The 25025-nt window shown below is 69.0% G+C and carries 21 protein-coding genes; 7 read left to right on the forward strand and 14 right to left on the reverse strand.

Annotation, left to right across the window (positions count from 1 at the left end):
- Positions 1–78 precede the first annotated feature (78 nt).
- From AC1VNX_RS13385 to AC1VNX_RS13450, 14 genes are all read right to left on the reverse strand, one after another.
- The gene (locus AC1VNX_RS13385; RefSeq protein ID WP_483157122.1) at positions 79–1353 is read right to left on the reverse strand and encodes an aspartate aminotransferase family protein; all 1275 of its coding nucleotides are present in this window, start codon (positions 1351–1353) and stop codon (positions 79–81) included.
- Positions 1346–2440 carry a phosphotransferase gene (locus AC1VNX_RS13390; RefSeq protein WP_483157123.1) on the reverse strand — a complete coding sequence of 365 codons (1095 nt, stop codon included), beginning with the start codon at positions 2438–2440 and terminating at the stop codon, positions 1346–1348. The genes AC1VNX_RS13385 and AC1VNX_RS13390 overlap by 8 nt, the downstream gene beginning before the upstream one ends.
- Positions 2440–3468, reverse strand: a complete 1029-nt coding sequence (locus AC1VNX_RS13395) for a histone deacetylase family protein (protein ID WP_483157124.1) — start codon at positions 3466–3468, stop codon at positions 2440–2442. Before AC1VNX_RS13395 ends, AC1VNX_RS13390 begins: the two co-directional genes overlap by 1 nt.
- Before the next feature lie 9 nt (positions 3469–3477).
- Positions 3478–4182 carry an SDR family NAD(P)-dependent oxidoreductase gene (locus AC1VNX_RS13400; protein ID WP_483157125.1) on the reverse strand — a complete coding sequence of 235 codons (705 nt, stop codon included), beginning with the start codon at positions 4180–4182 and terminating at the stop codon, positions 3478–3480.
- 1 nt (position 4183) lies between these two features.
- Entirely contained in the window at positions 4184–4876 is a 693-nt protein-coding gene (locus AC1VNX_RS13405; RefSeq protein WP_483157126.1) for a GntR family transcriptional regulator, read from the reverse strand.
- A gap of 14 nt (positions 4877–4890) precedes the next feature.
- A complete protein-coding gene (locus AC1VNX_RS13410; protein WP_483157127.1) occupies positions 4891–5829 on the reverse strand; it encodes a DMT family transporter in 939 nt (312 codons plus the stop codon).
- Between the two features lie 58 nt (positions 5830–5887).
- A complete protein-coding gene (locus tag AC1VNX_RS13415) occupies positions 5888–6925 on the reverse strand; it encodes a histone deacetylase family protein (protein ID WP_483157128.1) in 1038 nt (345 codons plus the stop codon).
- A gap of 5 nt (positions 6926–6930) precedes the next feature.
- Complete coding sequence (locus tag AC1VNX_RS13420; RefSeq protein WP_483157129.1) at positions 6931–8310, reverse strand: aminotransferase; 1380 nt, start codon at positions 8308–8310, stop codon at positions 6931–6933.
- 30 nt (positions 8311–8340) lie between these two features.
- Positions 8341–9255, reverse strand: a complete 915-nt coding sequence (locus tag AC1VNX_RS13425; protein ID WP_483157130.1) for a 2-hydroxyacid dehydrogenase — start codon at positions 9253–9255, stop codon at positions 8341–8343.
- Entirely contained in the window at positions 9252–10889 is a 1638-nt protein-coding gene (locus AC1VNX_RS13430) for an ABC transporter ATP-binding protein (protein WP_483161945.1), read from the reverse strand. Before AC1VNX_RS13430 ends, AC1VNX_RS13425 begins: the two co-directional genes overlap by 4 nt.
- A 2-nt stretch (positions 10890–10891) precedes the next feature.
- On the reverse strand, positions 10892–11734 hold the full coding sequence (locus tag AC1VNX_RS13435) for an ABC transporter permease (protein ID WP_483157131.1): 843 nt from the start codon (positions 11732–11734) through the stop codon (positions 10892–10894).
- Between the two features lie 15 nt (positions 11735–11749).
- A complete protein-coding gene (locus tag AC1VNX_RS13440) occupies positions 11750–12724 on the reverse strand; it encodes an ABC transporter permease (protein ID WP_483157132.1) in 975 nt (324 codons plus the stop codon).
- Between the two features lie 67 nt (positions 12725–12791).
- Complete coding sequence (locus AC1VNX_RS13445; RefSeq protein WP_483157133.1) at positions 12792–14354, reverse strand: ABC transporter substrate-binding protein; 1563 nt, start codon at positions 14352–14354, stop codon at positions 12792–12794.
- Between the two features lie 46 nt (positions 14355–14400).
- Entirely contained in the window at positions 14401–15159 is a 759-nt protein-coding gene (locus tag AC1VNX_RS13450; protein WP_483161946.1) for a class II aldolase/adducin family protein, read from the reverse strand.
- A 503-nt stretch (positions 15160–15662) separates the two neighbouring features.
- Between AC1VNX_RS13450 and AC1VNX_RS13455 the strand changes: the two genes are divergently transcribed.
- The 7 genes from AC1VNX_RS13455 (at position 15663) to cydC (ending at position 25008) form a co-directional block, all read left to right on the forward strand.
- The gene (locus tag AC1VNX_RS13455) at positions 15663–16412 is read left to right on the forward strand and encodes an electron transfer flavoprotein subunit beta/FixA family protein (protein WP_483161947.1); all 750 of its coding nucleotides are present in this window, start codon (positions 15663–15665) and stop codon (positions 16410–16412) included.
- 2 nt (positions 16413–16414) lie between these two features.
- Positions 16415–17347: an electron transfer flavoprotein subunit alpha/FixB family protein gene (locus AC1VNX_RS13460; protein WP_301512158.1), complete on the forward strand. Its 933-nt coding sequence runs from the start codon at positions 16415–16417 to the stop codon at positions 17345–17347.
- A gap of 74 nt (positions 17348–17421) precedes the next feature.
- Positions 17422–19212, forward strand: coding sequence for an acyl-CoA dehydrogenase (locus AC1VNX_RS13465; protein WP_483157134.1), 1791 nt, complete (start codon positions 17422–17424; stop codon positions 19210–19212).
- 98 nt (positions 19213–19310) lie between these two features.
- On the forward strand, positions 19311–20273 hold the full coding sequence (locus AC1VNX_RS13470; protein WP_483157135.1) for an NAD(P)H-dependent flavin oxidoreductase: 963 nt from the start codon (positions 19311–19313) through the stop codon (positions 20271–20273).
- Between the two features lie 62 nt (positions 20274–20335).
- Positions 20336–21448 (forward strand): acyltransferase family protein, encoded by a 1113-nt coding sequence (locus AC1VNX_RS13475; RefSeq protein ID WP_483161948.1) that lies wholly within the window; start codon positions 20336–20338, stop codon positions 21446–21448.
- Between the two features lie 156 nt (positions 21449–21604).
- Positions 21605–23296 carry a thiol reductant ABC exporter subunit CydD gene (gene cydD / locus AC1VNX_RS13480; protein WP_483157136.1) on the forward strand — a complete coding sequence of 564 codons (1692 nt, stop codon included), beginning with the start codon at positions 21605–21607 and terminating at the stop codon, positions 23294–23296.
- Positions 23293–25008: a thiol reductant ABC exporter subunit CydC gene (gene cydC / locus AC1VNX_RS13485; RefSeq protein ID WP_483157137.1), complete on the forward strand. Its 1716-nt coding sequence runs from the start codon at positions 23293–23295 to the stop codon at positions 25006–25008. Before cydD ends, cydC begins: the two co-directional genes overlap by 4 nt.
- Positions 25009–25025 lie beyond the last annotated feature (17 nt).

Raw genomic sequence — 25025 nt, forward strand, 5'->3', positions numbered from 1 at the left:
GCGGTGACGCGCGCTACCGACTTGTCGCCCTGCGCGCACTCAGTGGCGCACCGACGCGGGGCCAACGGCATCCCGCAGCTATTCGACCGTGCCCAGCACCTCATCCAGCCGCTCGACCAGCAGATCGGCATGCTCGCGCGTGAACACCAGCGGCGGCCTGATCTTGAGCACGTTGCCCTGCGGCCCGGTCGCGCTCAGCAGCACCTGCCGCTGCCGCAGGCCGTTGACGACCTTGGCCGCCTGCGCGGTGGCTGGCGCGCGCGTGGCGCGGTCGGTCACGAGTTCCAGCCCGACGAAGAGCCCGGCGCCGCGCGCCTCGCCGACCAGTGCATGGCGCTGGCCGAGCGCGGCCAGGCGCTCGCGCAGGTAGTTGCCGACCTGCAGTGCGTTGTCCTGCAGGCCGTTGCGCTGGATCACGTCGAGCACGGCGGAGGCCGCGGCCATCGAGACGGGGTTGCCGCCAAAGGTGTTGAAGTAGCGGCTGGCCTGGCCGAATTCCTTCATGACTTCCGGGCGAACCGCCAGGCCCGCGACGGGGTGGCCGTTGCCCATGGGCTTGCCCATGGTCACGATGTCGGGCACCACGCCATGGCGAAGGAAGCCCCAGAAGGCCTCGCCGGTGCGGCCGAAGCCGGGCTGTACCTCGTCCGCGATAAAGACGCCGCCCGCCGCGCGAATCGCATCCACGGCCTCGCGCAGGAATCCGGCCGGCGCGGTGAATACGCCGTCGCTGGAAAAAACCGTGTCGACGAGCAGCGCCGCTGGCCGCAGGCCGTGGGCGCGCAGGTCGGCGATGGCCGCGAGCACACCGTCGGCAAAGCGCCGGCCCGTCGTGGCATCCGCACCCTCGGGCGCATCCACCAGCCGCACGTGCTCGCCCACGCGCACGTACTGGCCCAGCGAGGGGGAGGCGCAGGCGAGGGCCGAGGTCACGCCGTGGTAGGCGAAGCGCGTGACGATGAGGCCGGTGTTGCCGGTGTGCGCCGTGGCGATGCGCATGGCCAGGTCATTGGCCTCGCTGCCGGTGCAGGTGAAGGTGGCGTGGCCCAGCTCGGGCGGCATGGTGGCGAGCAGCCGCTCTGCGTAGTCGAGGATGCCTTCGTGCAGGTAGCGCGTGTGCGTGTTGAGCACCGATGCCTGCCGTGCGATGGCCTCGACCACCTCGGGCCGCGCGTGGCCCAGCGGCACCACGTTGTTGTAGGCGTCCAGCCAGGGCGTGCCGGCGGCGTCGTAGAGCCAGACGCCCTCGCCGCGCACGGGGTGGAAGGGCTCTTCGTAGAAGAGCCTGTAGGCCGGCCCCAGCAGGCGGGCGCGGCGCGCGAGCAGCTCGGCGGTGCTTTTCGTCTCAGTCATGGATGGCTTCCGTGGTGCGGCAGGCGGCCTGGATGGCGGCCTGCACCTGTTCGGGCGTCAGCGCGGCGCAGGCCTGCAGCCTTGCCCACGAGACGGCGTTGTTGCGCATGAGGTAGGCGGCGTTGTCGGGCTGGCGCGCCGCACGCCAGCCGCTGATGGCGACCACCATGGCCAGCCGCGCGCGCACGAGATCGAGCAGGGCGAAGGTTTCGGCTTCGGTCAGCGGAGAGACTGCGTGGTAGTCGGCCGCGAAGCGCGCGATCGTCGCCAGTGCGTCGCCATGCTCGTCGATGTGGTACGAGGCTGCGACGGCGAGATCGTCCACCAGCGGCGCATGCACCATGTCTCCGAAATCGAGGATGCCGGCCACGCGCGCCGGGTCGTCCGGATCGACCAGCAGGTTGTAGAGGTTGAAGTCGTTGTGGATGGCCTGGCGGCGCAGCAGGCCAAGGCGGGGCTTGGTGCGCTGCACGAAGCCGTCCAGCGCGGACTCGGCCAGCGCGCGCCGCTCCGGGTCGGCCACGTGCACCAGCAGCGCGCGCACGCGGTCGGCGCGCTGGATGTCCCACGGCAGTTCGCGGGCGCCGGCCGGGTGCTCGAAGCCCGCCAGCGCCAGGTCCAGCCGCGCCAGCATGCGGGCCACGCTGCTGCGCTGCGCCGCCGAGCGCGGCGCCTGCGGCATGGGTTGGCCTTCGAGGTAGCTGAAGAGGCGCGCCACGCGTGTGCGGCCCTCGGCGTCCTCGATCTGCACCGAGGCCGCGCCGGAGCGGTCGGGCAGCAGCCGCTGCACCGGAAGGCCGGGGTCCGTGCGTGCGAGGTGCAGCAGCGCCTGCGTCTGGAAGTCGGCGACCAGAGGGTCTTCATCGGGATGCGAGAGCTTGAGCATGCAGCGCGCGCCGCCGTCCTCCAGCTCCAGCAGGAAGTTGGCATCGCGCTCGCCGGTGAGCGGCTTGAGTCGGCCGCGCTTGCCGTACAGGCGCTGCAGCAGGTCCGCCGCCCATTCCGTCGCGACGGGGGCGGGCGGCGAGGTCAGCACCGCCGCCTCGGGCAGGGCCGCCTTGATGGCGTCGTCGAGCGCTTGCGTCATCACGCCGCCTTCTCGAAGCCGCCGAGCGCGCTGGCGAGGTTGAGGCCCAGGTCCTCCGACAGGTAGCCGCCTTCCTGCACCAGCACCGTGGGCAGGCCCAGCCGCGCGATCTCGCCGAGGATGCGGCCGAAGCCCGGCGTGCTGACGGCCAGCGCCTGGTAGGGGTCGTTCTCGTGCGCGTCCAGGCCCAGGGCCACGACCAGCGCGCCGGGCGCGAAGGCGCGGATGTTGGCGTGTGCCGTCGCGAGTGCGGCGAGGAAGCCCTCGTCCTGCGTGCCGCGCGCCAGCGGCAGGTTCAGGTTGTAGCCCAGGCCCTCGCCCTCGCCGGTCTCGTGCGCGTGGCCGGTGAAGAAGGGCGTGCAGAAATGCGGGTCGCCGTGCAGCGAGACGGTCAGCACGTCCTTGCGGCGCCAGAAGATGCCCTGTGTGCCGTTGCCGTGGTGCACGTCGATGTCGAGGATGGCCACGCGGTCGTGCCTGCGGCGCAGGTGCTGGGCCGCGATCGCGGCGTTGTTGAGGTAGGTGAAGCCGTTGGCGCGGTCTGCGTAGGCGTGGTGGCCGGGCGGCCGGCACAGCGCATAGGTCGCGCGCTCGCCATCCAGCACCAGCTGCGCGGCGTGCGTTGCCACGTGCGCCGACCAGGTCGCGGCATGCCAGGTGTGCCGGCCGATGGAGCAGGCCATGTCGCCCATGTGGTAGCCGGCCTGGCCGACCAGGCTTTCGGGGTAGGTGAAGGGCTGGCCGGGGAACGGGTGCACGTTGGGCATGACTTCCTCGGAGGCGCCTTCGAGCTGCTGCCAGCGCTCCCAGGCGGTCTCCAGGAAGCGCAGGTACTGCGGCGTGTGGATCGCCGCGCGCGGGCCGGGGCCGTGGTCCTCGGGCGCGACGATGTCGTGGCCCTGCGCACGCGCGGCGTTCAGCAGCAGCGTGCCGCGCTCGGGCTGCTCGTTGCTGCGCTTCATGCGCCCGCGCACGATGAACTGCTGCGGGTCGTGGCCGGTGTGCTGGTCGCTGTAGATGACTTTCATGTCGGGCTTTCAGTATTGGGGTTCGACGGTCCAGCTGATGGGAATCTCCGCGACGCTGGCCGAGGCCGGCAGCTCCAGCACCATGCGCGCGATGCGGGCCACGTCCTCGGGTCGCGTGGCTTGTTGCCGCTGCTCGGGCGGCAGGGCAGCCGCCATGTCGGTGTCTACGAAGCCCGGGCACAGGGCCGTGCAGCGCACGCGCGATTCCGCGCCGCAGTGCCGGATGCCGTGCGCCAGCGACAGCACTGCCGCCTTGCTCAGCGCATAGAGAGAGGCGTCGGCTGTGCGCACGCGCTTGGCGGCCAGCGATGCCATCACCAGCACCTTGCCCTCGTCGGCGGCCAGCAGGTGCGCCCAGGCCTTGCGCGTGAGCCGCAGCGGCGACTTGACGTTGACTTCCAGCAGCCGGTCGACCTCCGCGTCGTCGGCCGCGATGACCGAGCGCGTGCTCAGGATGCCGGCGTTGTGCACCAGCGCGTCGATGCCGCCGAAGTCGCGCACGGTCGCGGCCACCCAGTCGGTTTCGCTGCGAGCGTCCTCGGCGTCGAAGCGGTAGCTGCGTACTTGAGCAGGTCCGTACCCGGCGAAGGCATCGGTGGCGCTGCGCGCGCCCACGCTCACGCGCCAGCCGCCGGCCAGCAGTTCGCGCACGATGGCAAGGCCGATACCCCGGCTGCCTCCGCTGACCATCGCGACGCGGGGCAGCGCATTCATGTCAGGGCTTGGTGAAGAGGCCGCGCACGTGGGCCTTGGCGGTTTCGAGGTGGTAGCGCAGCGCCTGCTCGGCGGCGCCGACGTCGCGCGCCGCCATCGCCTTGGCGATGGGCCTGTGCGTCTCGGCCAGCGCCTTCAGGTCGCCGTAGCTGTCCTCGCTGAGGGCGAGGAACATGCGCACCTCGGTCTGCATGTTGTCGAAGAGCCGGTGCAGGTAGTGGTTGCCCGAGAGCGCGCTGATCGCGAAGTGGAAGTCCAGGTCGAGCGCCACGCGCTCGGGCGAAGAGAGCGTCTCGGCGCGTTCTACCATGTCGTCCACGCGCGCGTCGAGCTGGGCCAGTTCGGCGTCGGTGGCGTGCGTGCAGGCCAGCGAGGCGCCCAGCAGCTCGAGCTGGATGCGCACCTCGTACAGGTCGTTGACCTGCTTGGGCGAAACGGTGCGCACCGCGAAGCCGTGGCGCGGGCGCGAGATCAGCAGGCCCAGGCTCTCCAGGCGGCGCGCGGCCTCGCGCACGGGTGCGCGGCTCACGCCCATCTGCCGGGCCAGCTCGGCCTCGACGATGCGTTCGCCGGGCGCGATGCGGCCCGACAGGATGGCTTGCTGCAGTTGGGCCTCCACCACGCCGACCAGGTCGGGCACCTGGATCGACGAGAAGGCGGGAGGGGTGGCGGCTTCGGCCCGGCTGGTGGTCATCTGAGTTCCTTGTCTCAATCTCTTGTGCGTATCATGCCGGCCGCCTTGGGGCTGCCGCCGCCCGCGCGCGCCAGGTACACGCCCGCGACGGCAATCAGCGCCATGCCCGCCAGCGCCGGCGCATCGGGCGGGCGCTGGAACCACAGCGTGCTGATGAGCACCGCCAGCAGCAATTGCACGTAGTTCAGCGGTGCCAGCGTGGCGGCGCCGACGCGGCGAAATGCGGCCAGGAGCAACAGCTGGGCGCTGCCGCTGACCGCGCCTCCGGCGACCAGCAGCGCCATCTCCGGCCACGGCGGCAGCGTGATGTGCGGCATGAACAGCACCGGCAGGTTCGTGATGACCAGGCAGGCCATCGCCATGTGCGCGAACTGCACCGGCGCGGGCACCAGCCCCGAGAGCCGTCGCGTGAGCACCTGGAAGAGCGCATAGCAGACGGCCGACACCGCCATCAGCAGCGTGCCCGCCAGCGGCAGGCTGCCGCCGGGGCGCACGATGCACAGCATGCCCGCGAAGCCCAGCAGAACGGCCGTCCACTGCGCGCGGCCCACGCGCTCGCCGAGCAGCCAGGGCGACAGCGCGACCATGATCAGAGGGGCGGTGAAGTAGATGGCCGTGGCCTCGGCCAGAGGCATCGTCACCAGCGCCGTCATGAAGCAGGTGGCCACGATGGCCAGCGCCACGCTTCGCGCGGCCAGCAGCTTCTGGTGCGGCTGGCGCCACAGGCGCAGGTCGCCGTGGCGCAGCAGCAGCACCAGCGCGATGACGCCGATGGCGCTGTAGCGGCCCAGGTTGACGACGGCCGGCGCATGGGTGGCCACCATCTGCTTGGCGAAGGCGTCGTAGGCGGCGAACAGCACCAGCGCGCAGAGGAAGAGCGCGATGCCCGTGCCCGCGCTGTTGCTGCCGTGGCCGGCACGCGCGAGCGAGACGGAGTCGGGTACGGTGCTCATGCCGCCCGCAGCGACAGCATCGCCCCCGCAAGCGCGTCACGGCTCAGCGTCGAGGCGGTCATGCGCGCAGCCCCTCCAGGAACGCATCGAGCGCGGCGCCGATGGCCTCGACCATGTAGCCGCCTTCCTGCACCACGACCGCGGGCAGGCCCAGCGCACGCACGCGCGCGCCGGCGAGGCGGAAGGCCTCCATGTCGAACTTGAGCACGCTGATCGGATCGTCCTTGTAGGTGTCGAAGCCCAGCGGCAGCACCAGGGCCTGCGGCTGGAAGCGCTCGATGGCGGCGGCGGCCTGGTCCAGCGCCTGGGCGAACTCGGCGTTGCCGCTGCCGTGCGCGAGCGGAAGGTTCAGGTTGCAGCCTTCGCCCTCGCCGGTGCCGCGCTCGTGCGAATAGCCCGTGTACCAGGGGTAGTAGCCGGACGGGTCTGCGTGGGTCGACACGGTCAGCACGTCGCCGCGCTCGTAGAAGATCTGCTGCGTGCCGTCGCCGTGATGGGCGTCGATGTCGAGCACGGCCACGCGCGCGTGGCGCTGGCGCAGCGTGGCGGCCGCGATGGCGCTGTTGTTCACGTAGCAGAAGCCGCCCGCGCGCGCATGCTGCGCGTGGTGGCCCGAGGGCCGGCACAGTGCGTAGGCGATGCCGCCGCCGTCCAGCACCGTCGTGGCCGCGGCGTGCGCCGCGTGGGCCGAGCGCAGCACCGAGCGCCAGGTGTGCGGGCCGATCGGGCAGGCCAGGTCGCCGATGTACCAGCCGGCCTGCGCCACCACCGACGGCGAGGGGCAGGGCCCGAAGCGCGCGCCGTGCGGCGACAGGTTGGGCAGCACCTCGATGCCGGGCTCCAGGCCCAGGCCGCCGAGCTTTTGCCAGCGCGCATGGGCGCTTTCGAGAAAGTCCAGGTAGTCGATGCTGTGCACCAGCTCCAGCGGAGCGCGGCCGGCTTCGGGCGGCGAGCTCACCGAAATGCCGCGCGCGGCCAGCGTGCCCATCAGCGCCTCGGCGCGCGTGGGAAGGTCCGCCGGCTTGCAGATGCGGCCCAGCCGCATGAACTGTTGCGGGTCGTGCAGCAGCTGGTCGTCGCTGAAGAAGGCCTGCATGCTCGTCAGGCCTTCGTTTCCTGGTCGAATCGGTCCATGGCGCGGGCCAGCCGCGCGAACAGGTCGTCCAGCTCGGCCCGCGTGATGATGAGCGGCGGGCACAGGCCGATGCTGTCGCCCATGGCGCGCACGATGAGCCCTTCTTCCAGAGCCAGCGCCGCGAAGCGGTAGCCGGCCTTGCGCTCGGGTGCGAATGGCGTGCGCGCGGCCTTGTCGGCCATGAGTTCGATGGCACCGATCAGGCCCACGCCGCGCAGGTTGCCCACCCAGGGCCGTTCGGCGAAGGCGCGCAGCCCGGCCTGGAACGCGGGCGCGATCTCGCGCACGTGCTCGAGGATGCGCTCGTCCTCGTAGACCTTGAGCGTCTCCAGCGCCACCGCGCAGGCGACGGGATGCCCCGAGTAGGTGTAGCCATGGCCGAAGCTGCCGAGCTTGCCGCTGTTGGCGGCGATGGCGCTGTGCACCTTCTCGTTGACCATGACCGCCGAGATCGGCACGTAACCCGACGACAGGGCCTTGGCGCAGCTCAGGATGTCGGGCTGGATGCCGAAGGTGGTCGAGCCGAACATGTTGCCCGTGCGGCCGAAGCCGCAGATCACCTCGTCGGCGATCATGAGCACCCCGTACTTGCGCAGCACGGCCTGCACCTTCTCGAAGTAGCCGGCCGGCGGCACCAGCACGCCGCCCGCACCCATCACCGGCTCGGCGATGAAGGCGGCCACCGTCTGCGGGCCTTCGGCCAGGATGGTTTGTTCCAGCTGTTGCGCCAGGCGGCTGGAGAAGTCCTGCTCCGTCTCGCCGGGTTCGGCATAGCGGTAGTGGTGCGGGCAATCCACGTGCAGGAAGCGCGCGGGCGCGGTGGCGATGGGCAGGTCGAAGTCGCGGTGGTTGCCGTCGAGCCCGCCCATGCTGGCGGCGGCCACGGTCACGCCGTGGTAGGCATTGCGCCGCGCGATGATCTTCTTGCGCTCCGGCTGGCCGATGGCGTTGTGGTAGTACCAGACCATCTTCACGGCGCTGTCGTTGGCCTCGGAGCCCGAGTTGGCGAAGAACACGCGGGCCATGGGCACGGGCGCCAGCGCGAGCAGCCGCTCGGCCAGGTCGGCTACCGCCACGTTGGTGCGCTGGTTGAACGTGTGGTAGTAGGGCAGGGTGTTCAGCGCCTTCGCGCCGGCCGCGGCCAGGCGCTTGTTGGAAAAGCCCAGCGAGGCGCACCACAGGCCCGACATGGCCTCCAGGTAGCGACGGCCGTGTTCGTCCACGACGTGGATGCCGTCGCCTTGAACGATGACCAGCGGCGGCGTCTGCGGCAGCGCGGCCAGGTTGGTGTAGGAGTGCAGGTGGGTGGCGACGTCCTTGTCGCCGGTGCCTAGGGGTTCTGCCATGGGGTTCCTCCGTGGATGGCGGGCGGCGTTCTACAGCCGCGCCAGGTTGTCGTGGGTCTGCCGCGCGATGGCCTCGGGCCGGGTGCGTGTCGCGATGTGCGGCGTGACGGTGATGCGCGGATGGCGCCAGAACGGGTGGCCTTGCGGCAGCGGCTCCTCGACGAAGGCGTCGAGCACGGCCGAGGCGAGCTGACCGCTTTGCAGCGCGGCCAACAGGTCGTCCTGCACGAGATGTGCGCCACGGCCGGCGTTGACGAGGCGCGCGCCGCGCGGCAGCTGCGCGAACAGTCGGGCGTTCAGGATGCCGCGCGTGTCTTCGGTCAGCGGCAGCAGGCAGACCAGCGTGTCGCAGCCCGCCAGGAATTCGGCGCGCCCGGCATCGCCGTGGAAAGCCTCGATGCCGGCGGGCAGCTCATTCGTGTTTTTGGAGCTGCGGCTCCAGCCCCGCACGCGGTAGCCGATGGCCAGCAGTGCGCGCGCGACCGACTGGCCCAGCACGCCCAGCCCGGCGATGCCCACGCGGTGGTGCCCCGGCGGCTCTATGGGCGCTTCCTCCCAGGCCGCCCGGCGCTGGCTCTCGAGGTAGGCGCCCATGTGGCGCTGGCCGTGCACCACGGCCCATGCCACGTAGGCGTTCATTCCGTCGGCCATGTCGGCGTCGACGATGCGGCGCACCGGCACGTCGGGCAGCGAAGCATCGCGCGTGATGTGGTCGGTGCCCGCGCCTACCGACTGCACCAGCCGCAGGCGCGGCATGCGCGCGAGCAGCCCGGGCGGCGGCGACCAGCAGACCACGGTGTCGATGCGGTCGAGCGCGTCCAGCTCCTGCACCTCGGTGTCGATACGGTGCAGCCGGGCCTGCGGAAAGCGCGCGCGGAAGGCTGGCTGCAAGTAGTCCATGGCAATCTGGTCGGATACCAGCGCGATGTTGAGCTCTTGGGTCATGCGGCCACCGCCTGCTCCGAAGCCACAGCCGACAGCCTCGGCTGCGCCTCGATCAGCGTGCGTGTGTAGGCATGCTGCGGGTTGGCGAGCACGGTGGCGGTCTCGCCGTATTCGACGATCTGGCCGCGCTGCATCACGGCGATGTGGTCACACATCTCGCCTGCCACGCGCAGGTCGTGCGTGATGAACACCATCGCCAGCTGGAAGCGCTCGCGCACCTCGGCGAACAGCTTCAGCACCTGGGCCTGCACCGACACGTCGAGCGCGGAGACGGGCTCGTCGGCCACCAGCAGCTGCGGCTCCATGGCGAGCGCTCGCGCGATGCCGATGCGCTGGCGCTGGCCGCCGGAGAACTCGTGCGGAAAGCGTTCCGCAGCGTCGGGCTTGAGTCCCACGAGTTCCAGCAGCTCCATGGCGCGGGCCATGGCCTGCGCCTTCGGCACCCCCTGCGCGATGGGGCCGGCCGCGATGGCCGGGCCGATGCGGTGGCGCGGGTTCAGCGAGGCGTACGGGTCTTGGAACACCATCTGGATCTTGCCCTGCGACTGCGCGCGGAACTGCGCGCCCGACTGCAGCGCGCGGCCCTTGAACAGCACGCGGCCGCTGTCGAAGGGCGCCAGGCCCACGATGCAGCGGCCCACGGTCGACTTGCCCGAGCCCGATTCGCCGACCAGCCCCAGCGTCTCGCCACGGCGCAGATCGAACGACAGGCCCTTGGCCGCCTCCACGCGCCGGCCCTTGCTGAACAGGCCGCCGCCGGTCACGTAGGTCTTGCGCAGCTCCTGCACCTGCAGCACGTGCTCGACGGGGCGTGCCTCTACCGGCGCGCGCACCTGGCCGTTGGGAATGGCCGCGATGAGCTTGCGCGTGTAGGCATGCTGGGGCCGCGCCAGCACGGCGGCGGCCGGGCCGGCTTCCACCACCTGGCCGGTCTGCATCACGACGACCTGGTCGGCGATCTCGGAGACCACGCCGAAGTCGTGCGTGATGAACAGCACCGCCGTGCCCTTGCGCTGCTGCAGCTCGCGGATGAGCTTCAGGATCTGCGCCTGCGTGGTCACGTCCAGCGCGGTCGTGGGTTCGTCGCAGATCAGCAGGGCGGGTTCGAGCGCCAGCGCGCAGGCGATCATCACGCGCTGGCGCTGGCCGCCGGACAAGCGGAACGGGTAGCTGTCGATCAGCACCTCGGGCTCGGGCAGGCCGACGTCGGCCAGCGCCGCGAGGATGCGCTGGCGTTTCTGCGCGGCCGAGAGCTTCACATGGGCGTCGAACACCTCGACGATCTGCTCGCCGATGCGCATGACCGGGTTCAGCGCCGTCATGGGCTCCTGGAACACCATGCCGATGCGCCGGCCGCGCAGCGTGCGCAACTGTGCTTCGTCGAGCTGCAGAAGGTCTTGTCCGTCGAACAGGATGCGGCCGGCCACGGGTTCCACGTGCGGCCGCGGCAGCAGGCCCATGATGGCGTTGGCGATCATCGACTTGCCCGAACCGGATTCGCCGACCACGCACAGCGTCTGGCCCGGCATCAGTTGCAGAGACGCGCTTTGTACAGCCAGCTCGCGGTCTGCACCCTGGGGCAGGCGGATGTCCAGGCCCTGGACGTCGAGCACGGGAAGAACGAGGTTTTCCATTTTCATTTGCCCCTCCCGTCGGCGCGCGCGTTGAGTCCGTCGTTCAGGCCTTCGCCCACCAGGTTCAGCGCGAGCACCGTGAGCAGGATGGCCACGCCCGGAAACACCGCCATCCACCATGCCTGGCGCAGCACCGTGCGCGCCGAGCCGACCATGTAGCCCCAGCTCATCTGGTTCGGGTCGCCCAGGCCGAGGAAGCTCAGGCTGGACTCGAGCAGGATGGCCGTTGCCACCATCAGCGAGGCCATCACCACGATGGGCGAGGCAGCGTTGGGCAGGATCTGCGTGAGGATGATGCGCGGCGTGGACTGGCCGGCCAGCTGGGCGGCGGCCACGAAGTCGCGCTGGCGCAGCGTGAGGAACTCGCTGCGCACCAGCCGCGCCACGGGCGGCCAGGACACGATCGCGATGGCCGTGACGATGGACTGCACCGAGGGCTGGAAGATGGCCACCAGCACGATGGCCAGCGCGAAGCTCGGGATGGCCTGGAACAGTTCGGTGAAGCGCATCAGCGTGGCGTCGACCCAGCCGCCGAAGTAGCCCGAGACGGCGCCGATGCTCACGCCGATCAGCAGTGAGACCACGGTGGAGACCACGCCGATCAGCAGCGAGACGCGCGCGCCGGTGACGATGCCCGACAGGATGTCGCGGCCCATGGTGTCGGTGCCCAGCAGCAGGCCCTGCTCGGCCATCGGCGCCGCGAACGGCGTGCCGACCATGTCCCAGGGGTTGTTCTGCGCGATGAAGGGGCCCAGCGCCGTGACCAGCGCCACCAGCATCAGCACGATGAGGCCGAAGACCGCGCCCTTGTTGCGGCTGAAGCGCCGCCAGAATTTGCTTTTCATGAACGGCTCCTTGGCTCAGCCCAGCTCGATGCGGGGATCGACGAGCGTGTAGACGAAGTCGGTGATCAGGTTGAACAGCACGGCCATGGCCGCGGTGAACAGGAAGCAGCCCAGCAGCAGGTTGTAGTCGCGCTGCAGCAGGGCGTCGAACATGAGCCGGCCGATGCCGGGCCAGGCGAACACGGTCTCGGTGAGCACCGCGCCGCCGATCATCCCGCCGGCCTGGATGCCGGCGAGCGTGACCACCGGCAGCAGCGCGTTGCGCAGGATGTGCTTGCGCTGGATGCGCCCGGGCGCTACGCCCTTGGCGCGCGCGGTCTTCACGAAGTCCATCTGCGCGACTTCCAGCATGGAGGCGCGCGTCATGCGCGCATAGACCGCCATGTAGAAGAGAGCCAGCGTGAGCGAAGGCAGGATCAGGTGCTTCGCGATGTCCACTGCCTTGTCGATGCCCGTGAGGTCCGCACCCACGGTGAAGAAGCCGAAGGCCGGCAGCAGGTCGAGCTGCACCGTGAAAAGCAGCACCGCCATCATGGCCAGCCAGTAGAGCGGCGTGGCATAGAACACCAGCGCGACGACGGTGATCAGGCTGTCCTGCCACTTGCCCGCGTTGCGGCTGGCCAGCGCGCCGAGCACGATGCCGAACAGCAGCGAGAGCCCGAAGGCCGTGCCCGTCAGCAGCAGCGTGGCCGGCAGGCGCTCCATGATCAGATCGGCAACGGGCTGCTGCTGGCGGTACGAGAAGCCCAGGTCGAGCCGGACTACGTGGCCGAGGTAGTTGCCGAGCTGCACGGGCAGCGGCTGGTCGAGGCCGAACTGCTGGCGCAGCTGGGCGACGAACTGCGCGTCGGACGCACCGGCCTCGCCGGCCATGACGGAGACCGGGTCGCCCGGCGCCGCACGCACCAGCAGGAAATTGACGGTGGCGATCACCAGCAGGGCCAGAAGGCCCTGCAGCAAGCGCACGGACATGAACTGCAGTCGTTTCATGGCAAGCTCGATTCGGGCATGCGGTGGCCCGGCCCGTGGGCCGTGCGTCGCATGCGGAGGAGGAAAGTCAGGCCAGCTTGACGCGGCCCAGGCTGTCGTTCAGGCCGATGCCGGAGGACACCACGTTCTGGATCTTGCTGCGGTACAGCGTCGGGAAGTTGATCTCGTGCAGCCAGGCCACGGGCACCTCGTCGACCAGCAGCTTCTGCACCTCCAGGTAGATCGCGCGGCGCTTGGCCGGGTCGCTCTCGCGCGCGCCGGCCGCGAACAGCTCGTCGACCTTGGGGTTCGAGTAGCCCGCCACGTTGTTGAAGGGCGAGCCCTTGGCGATGTTGTCGCTCGTGTAGTTGCGGCCCACGCCGAGCGCAGGGTCGCCGTACTGGTAGACGTAGGTGAACGCGAGGTCGAAGTCCCACTCGCTGTTGCGCTGGTTCCAGCCGGCCACGTCGGTGGCGAGCATCTCGATCTTGATGCCGGCCTGCGTGAGGTTCTGGCGCACGATCTCGGCCTGCCGCTGCCAGGACTCGCCGTAGGGCAGCGGCAGCAGGCGAAGCGTCTCGCCCTTGTAGCCCGATTCGGCCACCAGCTTCTTGGCCTTGGCGAGGTCGCGCGGGTACTTGGTGACGTCGTCGCTGGCGTAGGCAATGTGGCTATTGAAGGGGCCGGTGGCCGGCTTGGCGTAGCCGTACCAGGCGACCTTGGCCATGGCCTCGCGGTCGATGGCGGTCCACACGGCCTGCCGGAACTTGACGTTGTTCATCGGCGCCGTGCGGTTGTTCATCCACAGCCAGCTGTGCGGCGCGAAGAACTCCCAGCCCTTGGTGGTCACGGCCGCGCCCGGCAGCTTTGCGAGGCGGCCCACGTCGAAGTACTCCACCGTGCCGCCCGGGGCGATGTCGACCTTGCCCGACTCGAAGGCGGCGGCCCGCGCGGCTGCGTCGGGAATGACGTGGAAATAGACGCTTTCCACGCCAACGGCGCCGGGCTGGTGGTAGTTCTCGTTGGCCACCAGCTGGATGTAGGAGCCCTTGACCCACTCCTTGAACTTGAGCGGACCCGTGCCGATGGGCGTGGCGTTGGCCGGGTTGGTCGCGAAGTCGGTGCCTTCGTAGATGTGCTTGGGCACCATCGGCATGGTGCCGTTCTCGAAGATGCCCATGAAGGGGCCGAAGGGCTGCTTGAGCTTGAACTCCACGCTCAGCGGGTCGAGCGCCTTGATCGACTCCACCTGCGCCAGGCTGGCGCGGAAGCGCGCGTGCGTCTTGCGCAGGAACACATCGCACGAGAACACCACGTCGTCGGCCGTGAAAGGCTTGCCGTCGTGCCACTTGACGTTGGGCTTGAGCTTGAAGACGTAGGTCTTGCTGTCCGCGCTCACGGTCCAGGAGGTGGCGAGCTGGGGCTGCGGCTCGAGCTTCTCGTTGTAGCGCAGCAGGCCCTCGTAGATGTTGCCGGCGATCAGCTGCGTGGGGCCGTTCTGCACGATGCCCATCATCAGGCCGGGCGGTTCGGGCTGGACCAGCACGTTGACCACACCCTTCCTGGTTTGCGCCAGGCCGTGCAGTGGCACCCCCGCGATGGACAGGCCGAGGGCGGCGGAGCCGGCTTGGATCAGGTGGCGGCGTTTCATCGAGGCAGACCTTTCAGGGTGGGAGGGCGGTGAAGGACAGGTGATTTCAGTCGCGGAACGAGGCGGGGCTGGGCGGGGCCAGGCGCTGCAGGAGCGCGCGCCATTCGCGGGCGTAGGGGTCGTGCGGTGCAGAGGCGAGGCGATTCGTGTCGCCGCTCTCGTACTGGCGCGCGGTCAGCTCGCAGACCTCCTCGGGAACCGGGTGCACCGGTTGGCCCGTGCCCTGGATGGCCACCTGCACGCGGCAGGCGCGCTCCAGGTTGTGCATCAGGATGAATGCCTCGGCCACGCTGCGGCCCAGCGTGATGAGGCCGTGGTTGCGCAGGATCAGCGCGCGGGAACTCGGGCCCAGGTCGGCGACCAGGCGCTCGCGCTCCTCGTGGTTGAGCGCGATGCCCTCGAATTCGTGATAGGTCACGCGGTTGTGGAACTGCAGCGCCCACTGGTTGCACGGCTGCAGCCCGCCGGCCAGCGAGGAAACCGCCACGCCGGCGACGGTGTGGGTATGCAGCACGCAGACGGCGTCATGGCGCGCGGCATGCACCGCGCTGTGGATCGTGAAGCCGGCCGGGTTCACGTCGTACTCGCCGGGCTCGACGAGGTTGCCGTCCAGGTCGATCTTCACCAGCGAGGACGCCGTGATGTCGCGAAACAGCATGCCGAAGGGGTTGATCAGGAACTGGTCCTTCGTGCCGGGCACGCGGGCCGAGATGTGCGTGTAGATGCTGTCGTCCATGCCGTAGAGGGCGACGAGCCGGTAGGCCGCGGCGAGGTCCTGGCGGATCTGCCGCTCCGCCTGGCTCATGGGAGGGAGAGGGCGGGCGCCGATGCGCGTGTCCGGGATGCTGCGTTCTGCTGTTTCCATCTGATCTCCGAAAATCGACAGTCATCTGTCGACAGTATTCATCTTGCATGTTGCGTGCCAGGCCAGATATCGGCGAAAACCCGGAAGTTGGCCGCAGATGGCGCCATTGGCGGGATCGTGTGCACCGCGAGCGGGCGTGTGGGATCGATTTGCGTGCGAGGGGTGTAGGGCCGACCGATCCCGGGAGTTGCCCGCGCGGCGCTGCTTCGGTCGCGGGGCTCAGGTTGAAGGAACGAAGGTTTTCAAGCCCGACGGGATGTAAATATCTTTGCTGGCTGGAGTGACCCGGGCATTCACCGCTTTATAATTACGGAAAAGCACGATCGTTCTTTTTTATGGTGCCTGCACCAATGAGAAGAATGGAGAGGCGGCAAAGGTCGCGCCCTAGAATGACCGGTTTGCCCTCGAAGCCCCCCTTTTGCAATCCCAATGGAGTCAAGTCAATGAAGGTTCTTGTGCCTGTCAAACGGGTCGTCGATTACAACGTGAAGGTGCGCGTGAAGAGCGACGGCACCGGAGTGGACATTGCCAACGTCAAGATGAGCATGAACCCCTTCGACGAGATCGCCGTTGAAGAAGCGGTGCGGCTGAAGGAAAAGGGCGTGGTCACCGAAGTGATCGCCGTCTCCTGCGGCGATGCCAAGTGCCAGGAAACCCTGCGCACCGCCATGGCCATCGGCGCCGACCGTGGCATCTTGGTGGAAACCGCTGAAGAACTGCAGCCCCTGGCGGTCGCCAAGCTGCTGAAGGCACTGGTCGACAAGGAACAGCCGTCTCTCATCATCCTCGGCAAACAGGCCATCGACGACGACGCCAACCAGACCGGCCAGATGCTGGCGGCCCTGGCCGATCTTCCCCAAGCCACCTTCGCCTCCAAGGTCGAAGTCGCCGGTGACAAGGCAACGGTGACCCGTGAGGTCGACGGCGGCCTGGAAACGGTCTCCCTCACGCTGCCCGCGGTCATCACCACCGACCTGCGCCTGAACGAGCCGCGCTACGTGACGCTGCCCAACATCATGAAGGCCAAGAAGAAGCAGCTGGACACGGTCAAGCCTGAAGAGCTGGGCGTGGACGTGAAGCCACGTCTCAAGACCCTGAAGGTCGCTGAGCCGCCGAAGCGTGGCGCCGGCATCAAGGTGCCCGACGTTGCAACGCTGGTGGACAAACTGAAGAACGAAGCGAAGGTGATCTGAACATGACCGCACTTGTTATTGCCGAACACGACCACGCCAGCATCAAGCCGGCCACCCTCAACACCGTGACCGCAGCGCTGGCCTGCGGCGGCGACGTCCACGTGCTTGTGGCTGGCGCCAATGCTGCCGAAGCAGCCAAGGCGGCAGCCCAGATCGCAGGTGTCTCCAAGGTCATCGCCGCAGACAGCCCGAGCCTCGCTGAAAACCTCGCCGAGAACGTCGCGGCTCAAGTGCTCGCGATTGCCGGCAACTACAGCCACATCCTGTTCCCCTCGACCGCCAACGGCAAGAACGTTGCGCCGCGCGTGGCTGCGAAGCTGGACGTGGCCCAGATCAGCGACATCACCGCCGTGGTGAGCGCGGACACCTTCGAGCGTCCGATCTACGCGGGCAACGCGATTGCCACCGTGCAGAGCAGTGATGCGACCAAGGTGATCACCGTTCGCACGACCGGCTTCGACGCCGCAGCAGCCACGGGTGGCAGTGCTGCAGTCGAATCGGCTGCAGGCGTGGCCGACAGCGGCAAGAGCAGCTTCGTGGGCCGTGAAGTCACGAAGAGCGAGCGTCCCGAACTGACCGCCGCCAAGATCATCGTCTCGGGCGGCCGTGCACTGGGCAGCGCAGAGAAGTTCACCGAGGTGATGGCGCCTCTGGCGGACAAGCTGAACGCGGGCCTCGGCGCCAGCCGTGCAGCCGTCGATGCGGGCTACGCCCCCAACGACTGGCAGGTTGGCCAGACGGGCAAGATCGTTGCGCCGCAGCTGTACATCGCAGCAGGCATCTCGGGTGCGATCCAGCATCTGGCCGGCATGAAGGACTCCAAAGTGATCGTGGCGATCAACAAGGACGAAGAGGCGCCGATCTTCTCGGTGGCCGACTACGGCCTCGTGGCCGACCTGTTCACGGCCGTGCCGGAACTGGTGAAGGCGCTCTGATCGCATCGCTGCACTGAGCCAGAGGGCATCGTTCGCGATGCCCTTTTCGTATCCGCTGTATCTGGAGACATGACATGAGCTACACCGCCCCCATCAAGGACATGCTGTTCGACATCGAACACCTGGCCAACATCGGCGAGATCGCGAAGCTGCCGGGCTTCGAGGATGCCGGCCTCGAAACCGCACAGGCCGTGCTCGAAGAGTGCGCGCGCTTCAACCAGGACGTGATCGCGCCGCTGAACGTGCCGGGCGACCGCAATCCCTCGTCGTTCAAGGACGGCGCCGTCACCACCACGCCGGGCTTCAAGGAAGCCTTCGCGCAGTACGTGGCGGGCGGCTGGCAGGGGCTGCAGCATCCGGCGGACTTCGGCGGCCAGGGCCTGCCCAAGACCATCGGCGCGGCCTGCGGCGAAATGCTCAACTCGGCCAACATGAGCTTCGCGCTGTGCCCGCTGCTGAGCGACGGCGCCATCGAGGCGCTGCTCACGGCCGGTTCCGACGAGCTCAAGGCCACCTATCTCGAGAAGATCGTGAGCGGCCAGTGGACCGGCACGATGAACCTCACCGAGCCGCAGGCCGGCAGCGACCTCGCCATGGTGCGCAGCCGCGCCGAGCCGCAGCCCGATGGCACCTACAAGGTGTTCGGCACCAAGATCTTCATCACCTACGGCGAGCACGACATGGCCGAGAACATCGTGCACCTGGTGCTGGCCCGCGTGACCGGTGCGCCCGAGGGCGTGAAGGGCATCAGCCTGTTCGTGGTGCCCAAGTTCCTCGTGAACAAGGATGGCTCGCTCGGGGAGCGCAACGACGTGCACTGCGTGAGCATCGAGCACAAGATGGGCATCAAGGCATCGCCCACCGCCGTGCTGCAGTACGGCGACCATGGCGGTGCAATCGGCTACCTGGTGGGCCAGGAGAACCGTGGCCTCGAGTACATGTTCATCATGATGAACTCGGCCCGCTACGCCGTGGGCATGCAGGGCATCGCGATCGCCGAGCGCGCCTACCAGCACGCGGTGGCCTATGCCAAGGAGCGCGTGCAGAGCCGCCCGGTGGACGGCTCCATCAACGCCAGCGCGCCCATCATTCACCACCCCGACGTCAAGCGCATGCTGATGACGATGCGCGCCTACACCGAAGGCTGCCGTGCAATGGCCAGCGTGGCCGCTGCCGCCTACGACGCCGCGCATCATCATCCCGACGCGGATGCGCGCAAGCAGAACCAGGCTTTCTACGAATTCATGGTGCCGCTGGTCAAGGGCTACAGCACCGAGATGAGCCTGGAAGTGGCCTCGCTGGGCGTGCAGGTGCACGGCGGCATGGGCTTCATCGAGGAGACCGGCGCGGCGCAGTACTACCGCGACGCCAAGATCCTGACGATCTACGAAGGCACCACCGCCATCCAGGCCAACGACCTCGTGGGCCGCAAGACCGCACGCGACGGCGGCCAGACTGCGAAGGCCATCGCGGCACAAATAGAGAAGACCGAGGCCGAACTCGCCAAGAGCGACAGCCCCGCGGCGGCTTCCGTGCTCAAGCGCCTGAAGGCCGCACGCCTTGCGTTCATCGACGTGGTCGATTTCGTGGCGGGCCAGACCAAGGCATCGCCCAACGCGGTGTTCTCGGGCAGCGTGCCCTACCTGATGCTCACGGGCAACCTCGTGGCCGGCTGGCAGCTTGCGCGCTCGCTGATCATTGCGCAGGACCTCGCCTCGCGCAGCTTCGACACCGACTTCATGCTGGCGAAGATCGCCACCGCGCGCTTCTATGCCGAGCACATCCTGAACAAGGTGCCGGGCATCCGCGACAGCATTGTCGAAGGTGCCGAGAGCGTGACGGCGCTGGCGCTCGAGGCGTTCTGAGAGCGGCGCAAGAAGCACCGCCGCTGTCGCCCACCTGACGGGCGATGGCGGCCTTCCTCTCTTACTCTTACAAGACCGAATCTATCTCCGGAGACGACATGTCCAAGCTGCCCCCCGTACTCGCGAACCTGCCGCTGCCGATCATCGGCTCGCCGCTTTTCATCATCAGCAACCCCAAGCTCGTGATTGCGCAATGCAAGGCGGGCGTGGTCGGCTCGATGCCGGCGCTCAACGCGCGCCCCGCGGCGCAACTGGAAGACTGGCTCGCCGAGATCACCGAGGAGCTGGCGGCCTACAACAAGGCCAACCCCGGCAAACCCGCCGCACCGTTCGCCATCAACCAGATCGTGCACAAGAGCAATGACCGGCTCGAGCACGACATGGAGATGGTCGTGAAGTACAAGGTGCCGATCGTCATCACTTCGCTGGGCGCGCGCACCGACGTGAACGACGCGGTGCACAGCTACGGCGGCGTGACGCTGCACGACATCATCAACAACAAGTTCGCGCAGAAGGCGATCGAGAAGGGCGCCGACGGCATCATCGCCGTGGCGGCCGGTGCCGGCGGCCACGCGGGCGTGAAGAGCCCGTTCGCGCTGGTGCAGGAAATCCGCCAGTGGTTCGACGGCCCGATCGCGCTGTCGGGCTCCATCGCCACCGGCGGCGCGGTGCTCGCGGCACAGGCCATGGGCGCCGACTTCGCCTACATCGGAACGGCGTTCATCGCGACCGAGGAAGCGCGCGCGAGCGACGAGTACAAGCAGGCGATCGTCGACGGCACTTCGGACGACATCGTCTACTCGAGCCTCTTCACCGGCGTGCACGGCAACTACCTCGCGCCGAGCATCGTCAAGGCCGGCATGGACCCGGCCAACCTGCCCGAGGGCGACGTGAAGACGATGAACTTCGGCGGCGGCGAAGGCAGCAAGGCCAAGGCCTGGAAGGACATCTGGGGTTCGGGCCAGGGCATCGGCGCCGTGACCGAAGTGGCCACGGCCGCAGCCTTCATCGAAAAGCTCAAGCGCGAATACCAGGAGGCAAGGCAGCGGCTCGCGCTTTGACTGCCTTTGCCAACGGCGCCGCGCCCGTTGCCGGCGCGCCGCCGTCTTCGTCCGTGGGGCGCATGCCGCTGCTCGATGCGGCGAAAGGCATCGCCTGCGCGGTGATCGTCGGACATCACCTCTCGCGCTACGGCCCGATGCCGGCTGGCGCGTATGCGCTCGCGCCCGATTTCTTCGCCTGGCTGGCCAACGAGGGGCGGTTGGCGGTGCAGGTGTTTCTGGTGATCGCCGGCTTCCTGGCGGCGGCCAGTCTTGCGCCGGACGGCACGTTGCGCGTGGAGCGGCCGGTGGCTCGCATCCTGCAGCGCTATGGGCGGCTGATCATGCCGTACCTCGCGGCGCTCACTGTGTGCGTACTGGTCGCTGCGGTGGTGCGGCCGTGGCTCGATGAGGAAGTGGTGCCTGCGTCGCCGACCTTCGGGCAACTGGTTGCCCACGGCTTGCTGCTGCAGGATCTGCTGGGCTACGAGTCGCTCTCCACGGGCGTCTGGTACGTGGCCATCGACTTCCAGCTGTTCGCGCTGGCTTTGCTGCTGGTTGGGTTGCCCTCGATGCTGCAGCGCGCCGGCGGCTCCGCGCCGCAGGGCCTGCGGGCGCGCTGGCTGCCCGTGGCGCTGGTGTTCGGGCTGGCGGTGGCTTCGCTCGTGCTCTTCAATCGCAATGCCGGCCTGGACGACACGGCCTTCTATTTCTTCGGTACCTACGGCTTGGGCATGCTGGTGTTCTGGATCGGGCGCGCGACGCGGTACAGCACCTGGCAGAGCGCGATCGCCCTGGTGGCGCTGGTGGGGGCGGGCGCGCTGGCCATCGATTGGCGCAGCCGCATCGCCACTGCGCTGGTCACGGCGCTGCTGATCGCGGTCGCGCAGCGGCGGAACTGGCTGTCGCCGAAGCACTGGCCCCTGGTGGCCATGCCGCTGGTGCGGCTGGGGCGGATGTCGTATTCGCTCTTCCTCATCCACTTTCCGGTGCTGCTTGCCATGAACGCGGCGGTCGCGAATGCCGGGCCGCACGGCTCGTGGTTCGATGCATGCGGCCTCGTTGCGACCTTCGGGCTGTCGGTGGTTGCGGCGGCGCTGCTGTATCGCTGGGTGGAAGCGCGCCCGGCCTCCTGGCGCGCGGTGTTCACGCTGTTCGCTGCGCTGCTGGTCAGCGGAATAGTCGTTTCTCATTAAAGGACGGGTGCGCCGGCGCAGGCGCACCGTCCGAATCTTCCTGAATCGGTTGCGTTCGCGCGCCGGAGCGTGCAGTCTGCGGGCTCGTCAGTCGCCTCAGTCTCCGGTATGATTGTGGAGATTTCAGTAAATACTGAAAATTCACGAAACTAAGGAATGACCAAGCACTCGCCATCCCGATCGCCGCTGCGGGCTTTCGCGTCGCCTGACGTCGGCGGGGTGGTGCAAGGCGCTGCGGCGCTGTTCTGGCTGCCGCAGGCCGCATTGCTGGCTGTGGCGGTGCAGGGGCTGGCTTCGGGGCGCGGCTTCGCTGCGGTGATCTGGCCTGCCGCCGCGATCCTGCTGCTCGGCTTGCTGAGGGCGGGGTGCGAGGCTTGGGGTGCGCGCCGGACTTTCACCCGCGCACGCGCGCAACTCACCGCGCTGCGCGCCGAAACCGTCGCTGCGTTGGCCGCCGGTTCCCCGCTGGACCGCAGCCGCGCACACTCCGGGCTCGCAGCAAGCGTGCTCGCCGAGCAGGCCGAGGCACTGGTGCCGTATCTCGTGCGCTACCAGCCCGCGCGGTGGCGCGCGACGGTGGTGCCGATCTTCATCCTGTGCGCGGTGGCTGCCTTTTCGTGGGTTGCAGCGTTGGTTCTGCTGGTCGCGGCGCCGCTGATCCCGATCTTCATGGCCATCGTCGGCTGGCGCGCCAAGGCTGCGAGCGAGGCGCAGATGGTGGAGCTCGGCGGCATGAACGCCTTCCTGCTCGACCGGCTCCGTGGACTGGCAACGCTTCGCTCACTTGGCGCCGTGGAACTCACCGCGCGGCGCCTGGGCGATTCAGCCCAATCCCTGCGCCGCCGGACGATGGCTGTGCTGCGCATCGCATTCCTTTCCTCCGCAGTGCTCGAGCTCTTCTCTGCGCTGGGCGTGGCATTGGTGGCTGCCTACGTCGGCTTTCACCTGCTCGGCTCGCTCGGCTTCGGCACCTGGGGCCGCACGCTGAGCCTGGGCGAGGGCCTGTTCGTGCTGCTGCTGGCGCCCGCATTCTTCGAGCCGCTGCGCGAGCTGTCGATGGTCTGGCACGACCGCGCCGCGGGCGAAGCCGCACTGGATGCATTCGACCGCCTGCAGCGCAACGATCTGCCTCTGCCCGGCGCAAATGCCTCGCTGATACGCGCCACGACGAGTGCCCACGCCGGTGCATCGGCAGTCACCATCCACAACCTGCACTTCTCCTGGCCCGGCGAGCAGCAGGAAGTCTTCGACGGCTATGAACTTCGCATCGCCCCCGGAGAGCACGTCGCACTGACGGGGCCAAGCGGTAGTGGCAAGACCGCCTTGCTGTCCCTGCTCGCCGGCCTGGTGCCCGCTACGCGTGGCGATATCTCCATCGGCAGCGTGGCGCTCACTGGCCGCACAGTGGCCGCGCTGCGCCAGCGCATGGGATGGATGGGGCAGGCGCCGCACGTCTTCGCCGGTTCGGTCGAAGCCAACGTGGCGTTGGGGCGCCCGGATGCCGACAGCCGACGGGTGACCGACGCCATGAACTTCGCATCGCTCGAAACCGTGGCGCAGGCGCATCCCGCCACCTCGCTGGGCGAGGGCGGGCAGGGCCTGTCCGGCGGAGAGGCCGTGCGCCTTGCGCTCGCGCGCATCGCGGTCCATCCGCATGCAGACCTGCTGCTGGTCGACGAACCCACCGCGCACCTCGACGCCGAAACCGCCGAGCGCGTGATCGATGCGCTGCTGGCGCTGGCACGCGGCAAGACCCTCATCGTCGCAACGCACGATCCGGCGCTGGCCGCGCGCATGGACCGCACCGTGAATCTCGGCAGCACAGGAGCGATGGAGAAGGCGGCATGAGCAAGACTTCCCACCCGAGCACGAACTGGCGCGATCTGCGGCTGGTGCTGCGCCCCTTCCTCGCCACGCAGCCGCGCTGGCTGCTCCTGGGCTGCCTGCTCGCGGCGGTCACGGTTCTCGCGGGCATGGCGCTGCTGGGGCTGTCGGGCTGGTTCATCACCGCGACCGCGCTGGCCGGCCTGCATGCGGCCACCGCATTCACCTTCGACGTGTTCATGCCGTCCGCCGGCATCCGCCTGCTCGCGCTGGGCCGCACCGCATCGCGCTACGGCGAGCGGCTGGTGACGCACGATGCCACCTTCGCCGTACTCGCCGAAATGCGCGTGCGCCTCTTCCGAGGCTGGGCCAGGGCCGAGGCCGCGCAGCAGCTGCTGATGCGCCCGGCGCGCCTGCTGTTCCGGCTGACCGCCGACATCGACGCGCTCGAGTCGCTCTATCTGCGCCTGATCGTCCCGGCTGCCGCGGCATTGGGCGCCGCGCTGCTCGCCGGCACGGTGCTCGGTTTCATGCACGTGGCGATGGGCCTGGCGCTGGCGCTCTGGCTCGTGATCGCCGGCTGGGGCATCGCGCTGCTCGTCGCAAGGCGCGCACGCCGGCCGGCCGTGCGGCGTGCGCATGCCATCGAGGCGCTGCGCGCACGCGCCGTCGATCTGGTGGCAGGGCAGGCCGACCTGGTGATGGCCGGCCGCATCGATGCGCAACGCGAGGCCTTGATGGCCGCCGACGCGCAGCTCGCCAAGGCCGATCTCGCGCTGAACAGGCTCGACGCATCCGCTGGTTTCGCCTACGGCGGCGCCGGCACCCTGACGCTCGTCGGCGTGCTGCTGGCTGTCGGCCTGCTGGTGGGCGAGGGCATGATCGGCGCGCCGGCCGCGGCGCTGGCGCTGCTGGTGGCGCTCACGGCGACGGAGCCTTTTGCAGCCCTGCGCCGCGGTGCGCTCGACGCGGGCCGCACATGGCTGGCGGTACGGCGACTTGCTCCCCGCATGGCTTCTGCCGCCGACGAGCCCGGTGCGACGACGAGCTCTCCAGACTCCGGAACCGCACTCCAGCTGCAACTGGTCACCGTGGCCCACGGCGAGAGCGGCACGCCGGTCCTCACCGAAGCCTCGTTGACCCTGCGCGCAGGCGAGCGCGTCGCGGTCATCGGCGCGAGCGGCGCCGGCAAGTCCACGCTGCTCGCCGCCATCGCGGGCGAGATCACGCCCCGTTCCGGCAGCGTTCTCGCGCAGCCCGCCTGCCTGCTGACCCAGCGCACCGAACTCTTCCAGGACAGCCTGCGCGACAACCTTCGCCTGGCAGCCCCGGAAGCCACCGACGAGCAACTCCACGCCGTGTTGCAGGCGGCAGGGTTGCAAGACGAAGTGCGTGCCCTGAACGCGGGCCTGGACACCCCCCTCGGCGAAGGTGGCCTCGGCCTCTCCGGCGGCCAGTCGCGCCGCCTCGCGCTGGCCCGGCTGCTGTTGCGCGACGTGCCCATGTGGCTGCTCGACGAGCCCACCGAGGCGCTCGACGCCGCAACCGCACACGACGTGCTGCAGCGCCTTGCCCGGCACGCAGGAGGCCGGACCCTGCTGATCGCCACCCATCTGCGCCGCGAGGCCGCGCTTGCCGACCGCCTCGTGTGCATGGACCAGGGCCGCATCGCCGCCGACCTGCGTCGCGGCAGCGAGGCCTTCGACGCCGCGCTGCGCAGCCTGCGCCCCGACTGAATCCGGAAACGAAAAAC

It is taken from the genome of Variovorax sp. TLI9-5A (assembly GCF_056867935.1).

Coding starts and splice junctions, on each gene's coding strand:
- AC1VNX_RS13395 (WP_483157124.1), bottom strand. CDS start 3,468: ATGAAAGTCATCTACAGCGACCAGCACACCGGCCACGACCCGCAGCAG.
- AC1VNX_RS13415 (WP_483157128.1), bottom strand. CDS start 6,925: ATGCAGGCCTTCTTCAGCGACGACCAGCTGCTGCACGACCCGCAACAG.
- AC1VNX_RS13405 (WP_483157126.1), bottom strand. CDS start 4,876: ATGACCACCAGCCGGGCCGAAGCCGCCACCCCTCCCGCCTTCTCGTCG.
- AC1VNX_RS13465 (WP_483157134.1), top strand. CDS start 17,422: ATGAGCTACACCGCCCCCATCAAGGACATGCTGTTCGACATCGAACAC.
- AC1VNX_RS13410 (WP_483157127.1), bottom strand. CDS start 5,829: ATGAGCACCGTACCCGACTCCGTCTCGCTCGCGCGTGCCGGCCACGGC.
- cydC (WP_483157137.1), top strand. CDS start 23,293: ATGAGCAAGACTTCCCACCCGAGCACGAACTGGCGCGATCTGCGGCTG.
- AC1VNX_RS13445 (WP_483157133.1), bottom strand. CDS start 14,354: ATGAAACGCCGCCACCTGATCCAAGCCGGCTCCGCCGCCCTCGGCCTG.
- AC1VNX_RS13390 (WP_483157123.1), bottom strand. CDS start 2,440: ATGACGCAAGCGCTCGACGACGCCATCAAGGCGGCCCTGCCCGAGGCG.
- cydD (WP_483157136.1), top strand. CDS start 21,605: ATGACCAAGCACTCGCCATCCCGATCGCCGCTGCGGGCTTTCGCGTCG.
- AC1VNX_RS13450 (WP_483161946.1), bottom strand. CDS start 15,159: ATGAGCCAGGCGGAGCGGCAGATCCGCCAGGACCTCGCCGCGGCCTAC.
- AC1VNX_RS13430 (WP_483161945.1), bottom strand. CDS start 10,889: ATGGAAAACCTCGTTCTTCCCGTGCTCGACGTCCAGGGCCTGGACATC.
- AC1VNX_RS13440 (WP_483157132.1), bottom strand. CDS start 12,724: ATGAAACGACTGCAGTTCATGTCCGTGCGCTTGCTGCAGGGCCTTCTG.
- AC1VNX_RS13400 (WP_483157125.1), bottom strand. CDS start 4,182: ATGAATGCGCTGCCCCGCGTCGCGATGGTCAGCGGAGGCAGCCGGGGT.
- AC1VNX_RS13470 (WP_483157135.1), top strand. CDS start 19,311: ATGTCCAAGCTGCCCCCCGTACTCGCGAACCTGCCGCTGCCGATCATC.
- AC1VNX_RS13385 (WP_483157122.1), bottom strand. CDS start 1,353: ATGACTGAGACGAAAAGCACCGCCGAGCTGCTCGCGCGCCGCGCCCGC.
- AC1VNX_RS13435 (WP_483157131.1), bottom strand. CDS start 11,734: ATGAAAAGCAAATTCTGGCGGCGCTTCAGCCGCAACAAGGGCGCGGTC.
- AC1VNX_RS13425 (WP_483157130.1), bottom strand. CDS start 9,255: ATGACCCAAGAGCTCAACATCGCGCTGGTATCCGACCAGATTGCCATG.
- AC1VNX_RS13455 (WP_483161947.1), top strand. CDS start 15,663: ATGAAGGTTCTTGTGCCTGTCAAACGGGTCGTCGATTACAACGTGAAG.
- AC1VNX_RS13475 (WP_483161948.1), top strand. CDS start 20,336: ATGCCGCTGCTCGATGCGGCGAAAGGCATCGCCTGCGCGGTGATCGTC.
- AC1VNX_RS13420 (WP_483157129.1), bottom strand. CDS start 8,310: ATGGCAGAACCCCTAGGCACCGGCGACAAGGACGTCGCCACCCACCTG.
- AC1VNX_RS13460 (WP_301512158.1), top strand. CDS start 16,415: ATGACCGCACTTGTTATTGCCGAACACGACCACGCCAGCATCAAGCCG.